The sequence below is a fragment of the Janthinobacterium sp. SUN128 genome, assembly GCF_030587275.1.
Classification (GTDB): Bacteria; Pseudomonadota; Gammaproteobacteria; order Burkholderiales; family Burkholderiaceae_D; genus Janthinobacterium; species Janthinobacterium lividum.
On the sequence record NZ_JAPWHY010000004.1, the window covers coordinates 17,144 to 32,710 of the forward strand.

At 62.1% G+C, this 15,567-nt stretch carries 14 protein-coding genes; 6 read left to right on the plus strand and 8 right to left on the minus strand.

From position 1 onward, the window contains the following. Positions 1–87 precede the first annotated feature (87 nt). Positions 88–1,233 carry a D-alanyl-D-alanine carboxypeptidase family protein gene (locus O3297_RS24190; protein ID WP_034754313.1) on the plus strand — a complete coding sequence of 382 codons (1,146 nt, stop codon included), beginning with the start codon at positions 88–90 and terminating at the stop codon, positions 1,231–1,233. A 63-nt stretch (positions 1,234–1,296) separates the two neighbouring features. Here the strand turns inward: O3297_RS24190 and O3297_RS24195 are convergent, their stop codons facing one another. From O3297_RS24195 to O3297_RS24205, 3 genes are read right to left on the minus strand one after another with little or no spacing between them, the layout of a single operon-like run. Beyond that, complete coding sequence (locus O3297_RS24195; protein ID WP_305050497.1) at positions 1,297–2,688, minus strand: cytochrome c; 1,392 nt, start codon at positions 2,686–2,688, stop codon at positions 1,297–1,299. A gap of 14 nt (positions 2,689–2,702) precedes the next feature. Next, entirely contained in the window at positions 2,703–4,490 is a 1,788-nt protein-coding gene (locus O3297_RS24200; RefSeq protein WP_052140055.1) for a GMC family oxidoreductase, read from the minus strand. 38 nt (positions 4,491–4,528) lie between these two features. Then, a complete protein-coding gene (locus O3297_RS24205) occupies positions 4,529–5,221 on the minus strand; it encodes a gluconate 2-dehydrogenase subunit 3 family protein (RefSeq protein ID WP_305050499.1) in 693 nt (230 codons plus the stop codon). A 251-nt stretch (positions 5,222–5,472) separates the two neighbouring features. Between O3297_RS24205 and O3297_RS24210 the strand changes: the two genes are divergently transcribed. Together O3297_RS24210 and O3297_RS24215 are read left to right on the plus strand one after the other, a co-directional pair. Continuing rightward, a complete protein-coding gene (locus O3297_RS24210; protein ID WP_213086523.1) occupies positions 5,473–6,015 on the plus strand; it encodes a TetR/AcrR family transcriptional regulator in 543 nt (180 codons plus the stop codon). Between the two features lie 53 nt (positions 6,016–6,068). Further along, positions 6,069–6,995, plus strand: coding sequence for an aldo/keto reductase family oxidoreductase (locus tag O3297_RS24215; RefSeq protein WP_305050501.1), 927 nt, complete (start codon positions 6,069–6,071; stop codon positions 6,993–6,995). 150 nt (positions 6,996–7,145) lie between these two features. On the opposite strand, the gene pssA is transcribed toward O3297_RS24215, so the two are convergent. Beyond that, on the minus strand, positions 7,146–7,886 hold the full coding sequence (gene pssA, locus O3297_RS24220) for a CDP-diacylglycerol--serine O-phosphatidyltransferase (protein WP_225243950.1): 741 nt from the start codon (positions 7,884–7,886) through the stop codon (positions 7,146–7,148). Between the two features lie 268 nt (positions 7,887–8,154). Between pssA and O3297_RS24225 the strand changes: the two genes are divergently transcribed. Further along, on the plus strand, positions 8,155–9,105 hold the full coding sequence (locus O3297_RS24225) for a CAP domain-containing protein (RefSeq protein WP_370385444.1): 951 nt from the start codon (positions 8,155–8,157) through the stop codon (positions 9,103–9,105). Positions 9,106–9,210: 105 nt separating this feature from the next. Continuing rightward, complete coding sequence (locus O3297_RS24230) at positions 9,211–9,846, plus strand: Hpt domain-containing protein (protein ID WP_034781319.1); 636 nt, start codon at positions 9,211–9,213, stop codon at positions 9,844–9,846. Between the two features lie 9 nt (positions 9,847–9,855). Here O3297_RS24230 and O3297_RS24235 read toward each other — a convergent pair whose 3' ends face one another. Beyond that, positions 9,856–10,053 (minus strand): hypothetical protein, encoded by a 198-nt coding sequence (locus O3297_RS24235; RefSeq protein WP_034781317.1) that lies wholly within the window; start codon positions 10,051–10,053, stop codon positions 9,856–9,858. Positions 10,054–10,232: 179 nt separating this feature from the next. On the opposite strand from O3297_RS24235, the gene O3297_RS24240 reads away from it, so the two are divergent. Next, complete coding sequence (locus O3297_RS24240) at positions 10,233–11,930, plus strand: M1 family metallopeptidase (protein WP_305050502.1); 1,698 nt, start codon at positions 10,233–10,235, stop codon at positions 11,928–11,930. 23 nt (positions 11,931–11,953) lie between these two features. Here O3297_RS24240 and O3297_RS24245 read toward each other — a convergent pair whose 3' ends face one another. From O3297_RS24245 to yidC, 3 genes are all read right to left on the minus strand, one after another. After that, a complete protein-coding gene (locus tag O3297_RS24245) occupies positions 11,954–12,253 on the minus strand; it encodes a hypothetical protein (protein WP_305050504.1) in 300 nt (99 codons plus the stop codon). 9 nt (positions 12,254–12,262) lie between these two features. Continuing rightward, entirely contained in the window at positions 12,263–13,642 is a 1,380-nt protein-coding gene (gene mnmE, locus O3297_RS24250) for a tRNA uridine-5-carboxymethylaminomethyl(34) synthesis GTPase MnmE (RefSeq protein WP_034781311.1), read from the minus strand. 185 nt (positions 13,643–13,827) lie between these two features. Then, complete coding sequence (gene yidC, locus O3297_RS24255; protein WP_070258727.1) at positions 13,828–15,558, minus strand: membrane protein insertase YidC; 1,731 nt, start codon at positions 15,556–15,558, stop codon at positions 13,828–13,830. Positions 15,559–15,567: the final 9 nt, after the last annotated feature.

Sequence of the window (15,567 nt, forward strand, 5' to 3'; positions counted from 1 at the left end):
CTATAATTGATCCGTTTTTTCCACGCGGCCATGCAGGTAGCAACAGCATGGCCCTCAGCCTTCATCTTTTTCTCGCAGACCAGCCCCATGAAAAAACTTTTAGCGGCACTGGCCTCCAGTGTATTTTTCTTTTCCGCCGCCTACGCCCAGAGCGTTCCAGCCCCGACCATCGCCGCCAAGTCCTGGCTGTTGCTTGACGCCACCAGTGGCCAGATCATTGCGTCGCAAGATCCGGACGCGCGCATCGAGCCGGCATCGTTGACCAAGATCATGACGGCTTACCTGACGTTTGCCGCCATCCGCGAAAAGAAACTGGCACTGGACCAAAAAGTGAACGTGTCCGTGCGCGCCTGGAAAGTCGATTCGAGCAGCTCGAAGATGTTCATCGACCCGGCCACCCCCGTCTCGATCGACGATTTGCTGCACGGCCTGATGATTCAATCGGGTAACGACGCCGCCGTGGCGCTGGCTGAAGCCGTTGCCGGCGATGAAGGCACGTTCGTCGTGCTGATGAACCGCGAAGCGCAACGCATGGGCTTGAAAAACACGCGTTTTGCCAATCCGCATGGCTTGCCTAGCCCCGATAACTATTCCACGGCGCAAGACCTGTCCGTGCTGGCCAAGCGCGTGATCGCCGACTACCCGGAATTCTACAAAATCGATTCCATCAAGAGTTTTACGTACAACAAGATTACCCAGCCTAACCGCAACCGCCTGCTGTGGCTGGACCCAACCGTCGATGGCATGAAGACGGGCCATACGGAAGCGGCCGGCTATTGCATGATCGCGTCGGCCCGCCGTCCAGGCGGCACGGGCGAGCGCCGCCTGATCTCCGTGGTGCTGGGCACCTCGTCGGACCAGGCCCGCACGCAGGAAAGCCAGAAGCTGCTGAACTGGGGCTTCCAGAACTTCGATACGGTCAAGCTGTACTCGAAGGGCCAGGCCGTGGCCACGCCGGAAGTGTGGAAGGGCTCGAAAGGCACCGTGAAAATCGGTTTCGCCCGCGATGTGCTCGTCACCGTACCAAAAGGCACGGCTGCCAAGATGAAACCGGTGCTGGAACGCAAGGACCCGCTGGTCGCGCCATTGGCTGAAAACGCCCCTGTCGGCAAACTGAAAATGATGGTCGACGACAAGGTCCTGCTGGAACTGCCTGTCGTGGCGCTGGAAACCATCAACCAGGCCACGATCTTCGGCCGCGCCTGGGATTCGATGCGCCTGTGGATGAAATAAGCAGTTAGCACTCCCATAAAAAATGCCCGCAGATGCTGCGGGCATTTTTTTCGTCCGTAGACTTTACTTCGCCGGCGCATCCTTCAGATGCGGCTTGCGCGCCACGGGCGGGAAGGTGCCGTGGCGGCCTGCCGCAAACGTCGCTTCCGTCTGCGACGCTTCCACCGGCACGGACACCTTGCGCACCTTGGCCACCTGCGCCGCCGTTACCGGCGTGCCGCGGTTGCCCCAGCTGGTCTGGATGAAGGTCACCACCTGGGCAGTCTGCTCGTCATTAAAAATGTCGGCATACGGCGCCATCGTCAGCGCTGACGGCGCCGTGCGCGTGGCCGGCACGGCACCACCCGACAGCACGATGTTGATAGCCGACGTGGGATCGTTCGTTTGCAGCACGGCATTGCCGGCCAGCGCAGGGAAGGCCTTGTCGTAGCCCTTGCCGTCGGAGCGGTGGCAGCCGGCGCAGCGGTCCAGGTACAGCTGCGCGCCCTTGGAATTGACGATACCGCTGAACAATTGCTTGCCCAGCTTGTCATCGGCCACGAAGGCCGGCGTGGCTGGATTCGACGGCGGCAGGGACTTCAGGTATTTCGCCATCGCCGCCAGGTCGCCATCCGTCATGTGCTGCATGGAATGGGCCACCACATCGTTCATGGCGCCAAACGATGCCGTGTGGCTGTTGCGGCCCGTTTTGAGGAATTCGGCGATCTCCGCCGCGCTCCAGCGCGCCAGGCCGCCGCCATGCTCATTGCGCAGCGAGGGCACGGACCAGCCGTCGATGACGCCGCCGCCGGCCAGGAAGGTGGTATTACCCTCGTCCGTCAGCGATTTTTCCTGCATGCCCACGCCGCGCGCCGTGTGGCAGGCGCCGCAGTGGCCCAGGCCCTGCACCAGGTAGGCGCCGCGCAGCAATTGCGCGTCGCCCGTGGCTGGCGCCTTGTAGGGCTGCGGCGTGGGGGCAAACGCCCAGCGCCAGATGGTCAAAGGGAAACGCATCGATAGCGGCCATGGAATATCGGCCGCCTTGTTCGGCGTCGGGTCCGCCTTCACGCCATGCATGAAGTAGGCGTACAGGGCCTGCATATCCGCCTCGCTCAAACGCGAGTACGACGGATAGGGCATGGCCGGATACACGGTATAGCCATGTTTCGTCACGCCAGTGCGCATCAGCTTGTCGAAATCGGCAAAGCTCCAGTCGCCGATGCCGGCCTTTTTATCCGGCGTGATATTCGTGGAATACACCTTGCCGATCGGTGTTTCCATGCCCAGGCCGCCCGCGAACGGCTGGCCCTTGGTGCCGGCCGTATGGCAGGCGATGCAGTCGCCGGCGCGGGCCAGGTATTCGCCCTGGCGTATCAGCTGGGCGTTCGGGGTGGTGGCAGACCAGGCGATGCTGGGGGTACTGGAGGCGAGCGCCAGCAGCAGCGCGCCCACGGTATGGGTGAATGTGTTGTTCATCTTCTTGTTCTTTATCAGGCGACCAGGGGACGGGGATCTTTCAGGTATTGCTCGCGGATGGCCTTGGCCGACCAGTAGGTCAGCGCGCAAGCGAGGCCCGTCGGGTTGTAGCCGATACCGACCGGGAACACGCTGGAACCGACGGCAAACACGTTGTGCACGTCCCAGCTCTGAAGGTAGCGGTTGACGACGCTGGTCTTGCGATCCGCGCCCATGGCCGTGCCGCCCGCCCAGTGGGTAGTCTGGTAGTTGCGCAAGTCCAGGTGGTCGCCCACGCTCTTGACGGACACCTTGATCGCTTCCGGATTCATGGCCTCGGCCACCTTCATCATCTTGTCGGTGACGAAACGGCTCATCTTGATGTCGTTTTCCTTCCAGTCGAAGGTAAAGCGCAGCAATTGCTGGCCATACTTGTCCGTGTAGGTCGGGTCGAGGTCGACATAGCAGTCGCGATACGTCATGTTGGCGCCGTGGCAGTCGAAGGAGACCGTGTTCAAATAGCTCTTCTTGACGGCTTTTTTCCAGGCAGAACCCCAGGCGGGCGTGCCGTCCGGCGTGGCGATGCCCGAGATGGGCTTAGAGCCGGCCGGGTTGCACCAGGCGGGCGAGCCGCCGACAAAGCCCAGCGGGCCATGGTCGAAATTGTCGCCATTCCAGTCATCGAGGGCGACGCCCGTGCCGCCGGCGCCGATGAAGGGGTTGGTGTTCGTGTCTTCCTTGAAGAAGGTCTGGATGGTGGACATCATCTGGTAGGCGATGTTGCGCCCCACCACGCCTTCATTGCTGACGGGGTCGTACGGCTTGCCGATGCCGGAGAGCAAAAACAGATGCGCGTTGTTGTAGGCAAAGGCGCTGGCGATGACCAGATCGGCCGGTTGCTCGACGGCCTTGCCGTCCGCATTGATGTAGGTCACGCCGGTAGCGCGTTTCTTGCTGCCGTCGAGATTGATGCGCACGACGTTGCAATTGGCGCGCAATTCAAAATTGGAGACCATGCGCAGGGCCGGCATGATGTTGACGTTGGGCGACGCCTTGGAATAGTTGTAGCAGGCGTAACCGGAGCAGAAACCGCAGAAATTGCACGGTCCCATCTGGCAGCCATACGGGTTCGTGTACGGGCCGGACGCGTTCGACGAAGCGTTGACGAACGGGTGATAACCGACGGCCTTGGCCGCGCGGCGGAACAGTTCGGCCGTGTACGGCACTTTTTGCGGTGCCAGCGCGTAATTGTCGGAGCGGTCGCCCTCGAACACATTGCCGTCGCCGACGACGATGCCGTTGACCTTATACGCCTGGCCCGAAGTGCCGAAGACTTTTTCCACGAAATCGAAGTGCGGCTCCAGCTCGGCGTAGGTCACGCCGAAGTCCTGGATCGTCATGCCTTCGGGGATGAATTTCTTGCCGTAGCGGCGTTCGTAGTGGCTGCGGATCTGCAGCTCTTCCGGCAAGACGCGCCAGTGCATGCCCGACCAGTGCAGACCTGCGCCGCCCACGCCCGTGCCGGGCTTGAAGGCGCCGATCTGGCGGTACGGTACGGCCACGCCAGTGATACTGTGGCGGAAGGTGAACGTGCTCTTCGACATATCCTGGAACAGCTTGCTGCGCTGGATGTAGGTCAGCTCGTCGAGGGTCTTCGGATAGGCGCCGTCGGGATAGGTGTCGCGGTACTCGCCGCGTTCCAGCGCGACCACGTTCAAGCCCGCTTCCGTCATTTCCTTGGCCATGATGGCGCCGGTCCAGCCAAAGCCGACAATCACGGCATCGACAGGCTTCATTTTTACATCTGGTTTGATATCACTCATGATGGTTTTTCTTTTTCTTTGATCTGCTACAAAAAGTCTTATGCGATAGAAACAGGCGGCAGCGGGTATTTCTTGCCGTATTGCTCCACCCAATCCATGTAATCGGCGCGCGCGCCGGGGAATCCCACCATCTTCCAGGCCAGCATGTCCTTGTTGCCACCGTGGACGGGGTCGCAAAAGTAGCCTTCGCGCGTGTTTTGCAGCAGCTGGTTGAAGAAGACCTTGGCCGGCACTGCGCCGATGTCCAGGGTTCCCTTTTGCAATTGCGTGATGACGGCATCGCGCTCGGCCGCATTCAGCTGCACGAAAGGCTTGCCGGACTGTTTATTGACGGCTGCATTGACGCCGGCCAGGGCGCTCTTGTACAGCTCGCGCGGCGCCATGTGGAACTGGTAGCCGAACTGTTCGATCGAGGGCACGAACGGCCCCTGCATGTACCACAGCGCGCCATACGCGTACGGCGTGTTCATCTGCAAGTCGATGAATTCATGCGCGCCCGATTCCAGCGCGCCCGGCCCTTCGCCATCGGCCGGGATCAGCCGGTCGACCAGTGCGCTCAATGTGGCCCATTCGGTGGCGTCAAAAAAGCGCGGTTTGTAGGCAGGCTGATCCTTGGAGACAGCCATGGCCAGGCCGCCGCCGGGGCCGGCCAGCAAGGCCACGGCAGGCGCGGCGCCGACGGCCTTGCGCAGGAAGTTACGCCGGTGGGGCGAAATCCCGATGATTTTCATAGGTTTTCCTCAGGCGGCACGAGCCGCCACAGTGATGGATGTGGGAGTCAGAAAGAAAATGCGGGCACGCGCCGCTGAGATTGCAGATTTCACTTAGAGATGACTGGAGTATCGCGGCGCGCTGCATCAACCTGCCGGTTAATTGACCAACATGATTGACAAGCAGTTGCTTTGCATTTACGGTGCGCATCGTACCATAATTAAAAGAAACATTCAGAGACAGGTTCGACGTGATTAAAAAAGAGGCAGCGGTGCGTGGCCGCCCGCGCAAGGCGGGCGTGGAAGATGCGGTACTGGAGGCGATCGTCATGCTGGTGCGCCAGCATGGGCTCGACGCCGTGACGATACAGATGGTGGCCGACGTGGCCGGCGTGGGGCGCCAGACGATCTACCGGCGCTGGCCGCGCCGCGAAGACATGCTGCTTGACGCGCTCGTCAAGCGCACGGCGGAAAAGCTGCAGCGCGCGCTCGACATGCCGGACGGCCAGGAAATCGAGGCGATCTGCGCGCGCATCTTCGACAACCTGAACGCCGATGGCCGCTTCACCTGCGATCTCCTGGTGCTGATCCACAATGATGCGGCGGCGCAGCTGCGCTTTCGCGAGCAGATCGTCGCGCCGTGGATCACCCTGGTGGTGCAGCGCCTGGTCAACATCGGCGTGCGCGCCGACCTCGACCTGCGCCTGTTTGCCTTCATGCTGCAATCGGCGCTGGTGTACCAGATGCAGCTGGGCGGCCAGCTCGACGCTGCCCTGCAGGAACGTTGCTGCCGCTTTATCCGCAGCATGCTGTAGCACTGGATATAATCGGGGCATCACCTTCTTCGCCACCATCAGAAAGCCAGCCCATGAGCCATGTATTTCCCGCCAGCCTGCAAGCGCCGCGCAGCCGTTTAAGCAGCAACGGTCCCGAACTGTCGCGCATCGTCGCCGGCATGTGGCGCATCGGCGAGTGGAATATGTCGGCGCAGCAGCGCCTGGCCTTCATCGAACAATGCCTGGCGCTGGGCGTGACCAGTTTCGACCATGCCGATATCTATGGCGATTACAGCGCCGAAGGCCTGTTCGGCGAAGCGCTGGCCCTGCAGCCGGGCTTGCGCGACAAGATGGAACTGGTCAGCAAATGCGGCATCAAGCTGCTGTCGCCGCACCGGCCCGGCCACGCCATCCAGCATTACGACACGAGCGCGGCGCACATCACCAGTTCCGTGGAACACACCTTGCGCCAGTTGCACACGGACCGCCTGGACTTGCTGCTGATCCATCGTCCCGACCCCCTGATGGATTTTGACGAGATCGCAGGCGCCTTCACCCAGCTGCAGCAGGCGGGCAAGGTCTTGCACTTTGGCGTATCGAATTTCAGCCGCCACCAGTTCGAGTGCCTGTACCGGCGCTTCCCGCTGGTGACGAACCAGGTGGAATTTTCGCCGCTGCACGTGACACCGCTGTTCGATGAAACCTTCGACGGCTTGCAGGATGTGGGGGTGGCGCCGATGATCTGGTCGCCGCTGGCGGGCGGCCGCCTGTTCCAGGGCGGCGACGCGAATGTGGAGAATTTGCGCAATGTCATCAAGCAGATCGCCGACCAGCTGCAGCGTCCGTTTGCCAGCGTGGTGTTTGCCTGGATCATGCAACTGCCATGCCGTCCCCTGCCGCTGACGGGCACGGGCCGCATCGAAGCCGTGGGCGTGGCCGTGGAAGGCACGCAGTTCACGCTCAGCCGCAGCGACTGGTTCGCCATCCTGCGCGCCGCGCGCGGGCACGAGGTGGCTTAATACTTAGAAGGTCTAACAACCGTAGCGAGCGGCAGTGAGGCTCGGCGCCCCCGTTGGCCAAAGAAGCGCAGCTGTGCGAATGCACGGGGACGCCGAGTCAGTGAGCATCGCAGGCCGCAAATCGCGACGCGCAGTAGGTTGTTAGGCGTTCTAGTCGATCTCGTCAGGGTCGTTGAATACCTGCGGCAGCGCAATACCGCGCCAGCCCAGGTACCACGCCAGGTTGAGCAGCAGGGTGGCGGCGATGTAGACGGCGAAGAACAGCGCGAAGAAGCTGGTCTTCAGCCACACCAGCAGGGCGATGGCGACGATCAGCACCAGCAGCGCGGCCAGGCTTTTCTTTTGCTTGGAGCTGGGGAAACGCAAGGTCGACACCATCAGGCTGCCCACGCCCACCAGCAGCAGCATCAGCAGATAGCTGTGCAGCATGGAATCGATGGGCGCCGGCCACGCCACCACCACGGCCGCTACGCAAGCGGCCCCGGCCGTGATCGGCATGCCGACGAAATACAGGGGATCGGTACGCCCCACGTTCACATTGAAACGCGCCAGGCGCATGGCGCCGCACGCGACAAAGAAGAAGCTGGCCATGCCGCCAAAGCGCAGCAGCAGCGGATCGTGCACGCCCATCTGCACAAAACCATAGCAGTACAACAGGACGGCCGGGGCGCAGCCGAAATTCATCACGTCGGCGATGGAATCGAGCTGCACGCCAAACTGCGAACTGGTGTTCGTCAGGCGCGCGACATAGCCGTCGAGCGCATCGAACACACCCGCGAGTACCAGCAAGGCGGCGGCCAGGCGGTAGGCATCCGCGTCGCCAACAGTCGCGTTATCGACGGAAATGACGATGCTGGCAAAACCGCAGGCTATCGAAAGCAAAGTCACCATGCTGGGCAAGGCGTACTTGGCGCGCTGCAGGCGCGACTTGGGCAATGTGTTCAAATTTGTGGGCAATCAAAGAAATCGGTAATGAGGCTACGCAGCGGCAAACGCTGCACTATGCTCATTCTACCCTGCGCAGCTGCGGCACCGTCCGCGCACGAGCGCGCGACATATCTTGTCATGGATGCTCTACTGCATATAAAAATGCCTTAGAATCGTTTTACAGGGCAGCACGTTGGCTTACCGCTGTCCGCCTACCTATACAGGAGTCAACTTGATTGTCTCGTCACTGCGTTGGAAATACTGGATACCCGCCCTGCTGAGCGCAGCCCTGCTGAGCGCCTGTGGTGGCGGCGATAGCGGCGACAAGACGTCGCTGAGCACCTCGACCCCGGCCGGGCAGCTGACACAGGAGCCCGGTGCGCCCGTCCTCAGCAACAATATTGCCACCGATGGCTTCAACTGGTTCAACTACCGGCGCAGCCAGATCGGCCTGTCGCCAATGGTGCGCAATGGCTTGATCGACAGCGCGGCCCTGGGCCATTCCAACTACTTGAATCTCAACAATACAGTGGCGCACGAGCAAGTGCAGGGCAAGCCCGGCTTTACCGGCGTCAAACTGGGCGACCGCCTGGCCAAGGCCGGCTACGTCGTCACGTCGCTGCAGGGCGAAGTCATCGCCGGCGCCAGCAACACGTCCGGCTTTTACCTGGCAGAGGAACTGGTCACGGCCATTTATCACCGCTTCGTCATTTTCGATCCCCTCTTCAAGGAAGGGGGCGCGGGCGCGGCCGTCAGTGGCGCCGGCTATGCGTATTTCACCACCGACCTGGCCGGTAACCGCAGCTATGGCTCCGGGCTGGCGGCAGGGAAAATCGTCACCTACCCATTCGGCGGCCAGCAAAAGGTAGCCGTCAGTTTTTCCAGCGATAACGAAGCACCCGATCCCGTGCCGAACCAGGACGTGGTCGGCTACCCGATCAGCGTGCATGCCAACTACGGCACGACCGTCAGCGTGACGGCGTTCAGCGTGCGCCAGCGCGGTGCCGCCGCGGACTTGACGGTGCGCCTGCTCACCAGCGGCAATGATGCACATACGCCGGTCTCGGCCGCGTCCATCATCCCGCTGGCGCCGCTGCTGGCGAACACGGCCTATGACGTGAGTTTCATCGGCAAAGTCAATGGTGCGGACGTCACGCAGAGCTGGTCATTCACGACACGCTAGCGATTTTGCCGACTGCCAAGCGGGCGCAGCGTCGGGTACGACTGGATGTAGAATAGCTGTTCCTGCTTTACGGCAATTGACAAGTTTTCGGGCGCTCTGCACAGCATGCTGAAACCACACGCCACTTGCGATGATGATGCCGCCGTTGCGGCATCCGACATGGTCCGCATTCTCGATGTCGAGAACGGACTGGGCCGCATCATGGGCGACCGCATCCTGTACCTGAAAATCCTGCGCCGCTTCCTGCATGACCACGGCACCACGCCGTGCCAGATCCGCGCCGAATTCGACACGGGCAACTATGCCTCCGCGCGCCTGAAGGCGCATACCTTGAAGGGCGCCGCCGGCATGATCGGTGCGCGCCACGTGCATGGCCTGGCCGAAACGCTGGAGTCGGCACTGCGTGCGCAAGCACCCGACCTGGCCCGGCAAATGCTGCAGCTGGAACTGGCGCAGGATCAATTGCTGGGCGCGGTCAGCAGCATGCTGGGCACGCCGGAGGCAACCCACACGGCGGCGCAGGACGTGGCGCCCGATCCGGCCGCGCCCGCCATCCAGCTGCTGCTGGCGCGCCTGGCCAGCCATCTGCGCGAAGGCGACGGGGCGGCCATCGACATCCTGGAAAACTCGGCCAGCCTGCTGGCGGCCAGCCTGGGCGTCAACGTCTACCAGGAGGTGGCAGCCGCCGCGCACGAGTTCGATTTCGACGGCGCGCTGGCGGCACTGCTGCGGCGCCGCTAGTCTCCACGCTCAACGGTGGTATTGCGCCTCTTCCGCGTAAGCCATGCCGCAACTCTTGCCGCAAAAGCGGCGCACGGCGTCGAGCGGCTTGTCGCAGTACCAGCACGCGCCTTTTGGCGGCAAGGTAGCGATCAATTCCGGCATGGCGGGCAATGCCGCCAGCACCTCTCCCTCGCGTTCCACGACGTCCGGCTGTTTGCTGTCCATGGCGCTTCCTTTCCTAGCGGCACTTCAAGGCCGCTCAGCAAGATTACGTCAGCACAGTTTGAAGCCCATGACATTTCTCAACGGCGGCCACGCTTGCCCCATCGGCACTTTGAAATTTCCAAACGACAACGTTGTCACTTCTCACTACAATTAGTGCTCCGTTCACTTGCGCGCTCGCCATGAAACACATCCCTCTGCTACTCTCCTGCCTGCTGCTCAGCGCCTGCGCCACGCGCGCGCCCACTGCCTATACCCTCAATTCGGGCGCCGAACGCACGCCGGAGCAATTGGCGGTGGTGTTCGAACACGCCGACATGACCTTGCGCATCGACCCGGCCAGCCGCAGCATCGCCGGCGACGCGCGCCTGACCTTCCTGGCCACGCAGCCGATCTCGCGTTTCGCGCTGGACCTGGACCGCAACCTGCCGGTCGATGCCATCGAAATCGACGGCAAGGCGCTGCGGCCGCAAGACTATGCCAACCCGGACGGGCGCCTGAGCATGACCTTGCCGGCCACCCTCGCGGCAGGCGCGCGCACCACCATCCGCATCGTCTACCACGGCGTGCCGCACGTCGCCGTGAAAGCGCCGTGGGATGGCGGCATGGTGTGGTCGAGCACAGCCGATGGCGCGCCGTGGATCGCCAGCGCCGTGCAGGGCGAGGGCTGCGACCTGTTCTGGCCCTGCATCGACCATCCGATGGGCAAGGCCCAGCTGATCGACCAGCACATCCAGGTACCGGCGCCGCTGGTGGCGGCCGGCAACGGCATCGCGCTCGGCATGGATGAGGCCAACGGCTGGCGCACCTGGCACTGGCGCGCCAAACACCCGAGCACGTATGGCATCGCCCTCAACGTGGCGCCCTACCGCAGCCTGCAGGGCGAGTATGCTAGCCGCTACGGCAACCGCATCCCCCTGCAGTTCTGGTACTTGCCGGAAAGCGAGGCGAAGGCGGGCGCCCTGTTCGCGGAATTGCCGCCCATGCTAGATTTTTTTGAAAGCGTCATCGGCCCCTACCCGTTTGGCGATGAAAAAGTCGGTATCGCCGAAACGCCGCACAAGGGCATGGAACACCAGACCATCAATGCCTATGGCAACAAATTCGCCAAGACCAGCTATGGCTACGATGAACTGCTGCAGCATGAATTCGCGCATGAATGGTTCGGCAACCAGCTGACCAACAGCAACTGGGACGATATGTGGCTGCACGAAGGCTTCGGCACGTATATGCAGCCGCTGTACATGCAATATCTGCGGGGAGAACAGGAGTATTTTGCTTCGTTGCAGCAAATGCGCGCCGGCATCGTCAACAAGGCTCCCATGGTCTCGGGCAAGCCTAAAAGCGAGGAAGAAGTCTACGACCTGAAAAAGGGCGGGCCGGGCGGCGACATTTATGTGAAAGGGGCGCTGGTGCTGCACACCTTGCGCGGCCTGATCGGCGACGACGCGTTCTTCCGCGCCGTGCGCCTGCTCGTCTACGGCACGGAACAGCCGCAGCCGGGCCAGTTCCAGCCGCGCTATGGCAGCACGACGGAATTCATGGCCATCGTCAACAAAGTCACGGGCAGCAATTACGACTGGTTCTTCCAGGCCTATCTGTACCAGGCCGCGCTGCCGGAACTGTCCGCCGTGCGTGACGGCGACACCCTGCGCCTGCTATGGAAGACGCCTGCCGACATCGCCTTCCCGATGCCGGTGGAAGTACGTATCGGCAAGGAAATCCATACCGTTTCCATGTCGCTGGGCTTTGGCGAACTGCCCCTGCCGGCTGGCGCCACGTACACGCTCGACCCGCACTCGCGCGTGCTGCGCCGCGCAGAGCATATCGAAACGTTCCAGGAATTCAAGGAAGAGCAGGCCAAGCACAAGAAGAGCTGAGCTGCCGCAAGTCAGGGCAGCCGCTATTTCCGGAAACTGCGCACCGCGTCATTGGCATTGTCGGCAATGACTTTTTGCAGCGTCGGCTGCCCTGCATACTTGGCGGACAGCCGTTTCCACTGCCGCTGCGCCTTCCCGCACGAGTCGGCCACGGCTTGCGTGATCTCGCGCTGGCGCGCCTTGTCGTTGTCATCCCATTCGCCGGCAAAGTGTTCGCACATTTGCGCATGCTCAATGAACTGCGCCACGTCGCGCGGCAGCTTTTCCTCTGCTTGAGCCAGCAAGAGCAGACAGCACAGTGCGGCAGCGATCAACATTTTCATCGCTTCCCCTTACTTGCCGATGCAGAAACGGCTGAAGATCACGCCCAGCAGATCGTCAGGCGAAAACTCGCCCGTGATGCTCGACAGCTGCACCTGCGCCAGGCGCAGTTCTTCGGCGAACAGGTCCAGCGACTGGTCGTCCTGCGCCGCGTGCTCGGCGGCGATGTCCAGGTGCTTGCCGGCCGATTTCAAGGCGATCAGATGGCGTTCGCGCGCCAGGTACAGCGATTCGCCCGTCTGCTGCCAGCCGGCGATGCGCAAGAGCTCGGCGCGCAAGAGGTCAATGCCGATGTGCTCGTGCGCCGACAGATACACGTGCGTGGCATCGGGCAAGCTGTCGACGCTGGGCTTGTGGCCCGACAGGTCGATCTTGTTCCACACGCGCACCACCGGCACGCCTTCGGGGAATGCGGCAACGATGGTTTCATCGGCCAGGGTGGGGCCATGGTCGGCATCCAACAGGTGCAGGATCACGTCGGCCTTGCCGATCTCTCCCCACGTGCGTTCGATGCCGATGCGCTCGACGGCGTCGATGGTGTCGCCCGCGCTGCGGATGCCGGCCGTGTCGATGATGTTGAGCGGAATGCCCTCGATCTGGATGGTTTCGCTGACCTTGTCGCGCGTGGTGCCGGCGATCGGCGTAACGATCGCCACGTCGGCGCCCGCCAGCGCGTTCAGCAGCGACGACTTGCCCACGTTGGGCTGGCCCGCCAGCACGACATTGAGGCCTTCGCGCAGCAGCGCGCCCTGCGCCGCCTGCGCAAACACTTTATTCAGCGCTTCGATGACGGCCTTCAATTGACCGCGCGCATTCGATTTTTCCAGGAAATCGATTTCCTCTTCCGGGAAGTCCAGGGTCGCTTCGACCAGCATGCGCAGTCCCGTCACCTGCTCCACCAGCGCGTGGATCGTGTTGGAAAACGCTCCCGACAGCGATTGCGAAGCGGACTTGGCCGCCGCCTCCGTGGAGGCATCGATCAGGTCGGCCACGGCTTCGGCTTGCGCCAGATCAAGCTTGTCATTCAAAAACGCGCGGCGCGTGAATTCGCCCGGTTCGGCCAGGCGCAAGCCGCTGTCACGGCCCGCTTCCAGCACGCGCGCCAGCAGCAGCTGCAGCACCACGGGGCCGCCATGGCCCTGCAATTCCAGCACGTCTTCGCCCGTGTACGAATGCGGGCCCTTGAAGTGGATGGCGATGCCCTGGTCGATGATGGCGCCGTCGCTTTCCGTGAATGGCAGATAGGTGGCGTGGCGCGGTTTCAGTTGCTGCGCGCCGAACAGGGCGGCCATCAAAGGGGCGAGATTTTTGCCGGAGGCGCGTACCACGCCGATGCCGCCGCGTCCGGGAGCGGTGGCGATGGCGGCGATAGGGGAAGAGTCGAGTTTCATGGGGATATTGTAATAGGTACGGCAAGGGAAGGTGCAGCAACGTAGGTCGGCTTAGCGCGCAGCGCGTAAGCCGACGCAGCACACGCTGGCGATAGTGTCGGATTACGCGTGGCCTTGCCACGCTAATCCGACCTACAAGAATTAAAAAGCCCGCACTAGGCGGGCTTTCTGTTCGCTGGCCGGACTTACTTGACGGCAGGCGCGTATTTCTTGGTGATCACCCATTGCTGGCCGATCGACAGGACGTTGTTGACGACCCAGTAGAGTACCAAGCCCGACGGGAAGAAGAAGAACATCACCGAGAATGCCAGTGGCATGAACAGCATCATCTTCGCTTGCATCGGATCGGCCGGGGCCGGGTTCAGCTTGGTCGTGATGAACATCGAGATCGCGTACAGCACGGGCAGGATGCACCATGGGTCATGCTGGGCCAGGTCGGTGATCCAGCCGATCCATGGCGCGCCGCGGATTTCCACGGACGCGTTCAAGACCCAGTACAGGGCGATAAAGACAGGCATCTGGATCAGAATCGGCAGGCAGCCGCCCAGCGGATTGATCTTTTCCGTCTTGTACAGCTCCATCGTGGCCTGGTTCATCTTTTGCGGATCGCCCTTGAAGCGTTCGCGGATGGCTTGCATCTTCGGCGTGACCAGTTTCATCTTGGCCATGCTGCGGTAGCCGGCGGCCGACAGCGGGAAGAACAGCAGCTTGATCAGGATCGTGAAGGCGATGATGGTCCAGCCCCAGTTGCCCAGCACGCTGTGGATCTGTTCCATGACCCAGAACATCGGCTTGGCGATGATGGTCAGCCAGCCATAATCCTTGACCAGTTCCAGGCCAGGCGAGACGTTTTCCAGCAGGTGCGCGATTTGCGGACCCGAGTACAGCTTGCTGTCCATGCTGGCCGAGGCGCCAGGCGCCAGGGTAGGCAGGGGCAGCACGTTGCCGATGGCGTACAGGTTGGGGCCGACCTTCTTCGTGAAGATGTCGCGCTTGGCGTTCTCAGGCGGAACGAATGCGGACACGAAGAAGTGTTGCGAAATCGCAAACCAGCCGCCATTCGCCGTCGCCGGGTGCAAGCCCTTCATGGCGTTGTCGTTGCCTTTCTTCTCGTCTTCTGCAGCCGCTTTTTCGATTTTCTCGAAAGTCAGCTTCTGGTACTTGTCCTGTGGCGTGTACAGGGTAGGACCAGTGAAGCTGCTGTTGAAGAACGAATCGCCGACCGGCTTGTTGCCGTCATGCGTCAGTTGCAGATACAGCTGCGGCGTGACGGGCGCCGCGCCCACGTTGGACACGTCGTGGCGCACGTCGATGACGTAGTCGCCGCGCTTGAAGGTAAACGTCTTGGTCAGCTTGACGCCGCCTTCGACCGCTTCCATCACCAGTTGGATCTGCTTGCCATCGGCCAGGGTACGCACGCCAGGCTGCACGGTGAAGCCGCTCGCGTGGGTAGGGAATGGACCGCCGACCAGGCCCGATTGCGCCAGGTAGGTGTGGTTCGCGCCTTCGTCGAACAGCACTTCGTTTTGCTTGCCGTCGTCCGGCTGGCACCATTTGAACAGGCCGAAGCAACCGCCAAACCAGCCCGGATTGCCCGCGCCCTTAAATTTCAGCAATTCCAGACGCTTGACCTGGCCGCCCAGGGTGTCGATATCGACCTTGATGACGTCGGTGGTGATGGTAATCACTTCGCGCTTGAACGCGGCGGGATCGACAGCCTCGCCCGGCAGGGCAGGCACGCCTGCCGCAGCTGGCAGGGCAGCCGTCTTGGCAGGGGTCGCAGGCGCCTTGGCGGTTTGTTCCGTGTTCGCGGAGAACATCGACGGCTTGCCGTTCGAGATCATCCATTCGTTCCAGAGAATTACCAGCGAGACGGAAAACACGATCCACAGGATGGTACGTTTATTGATATCCATTAGGGTATT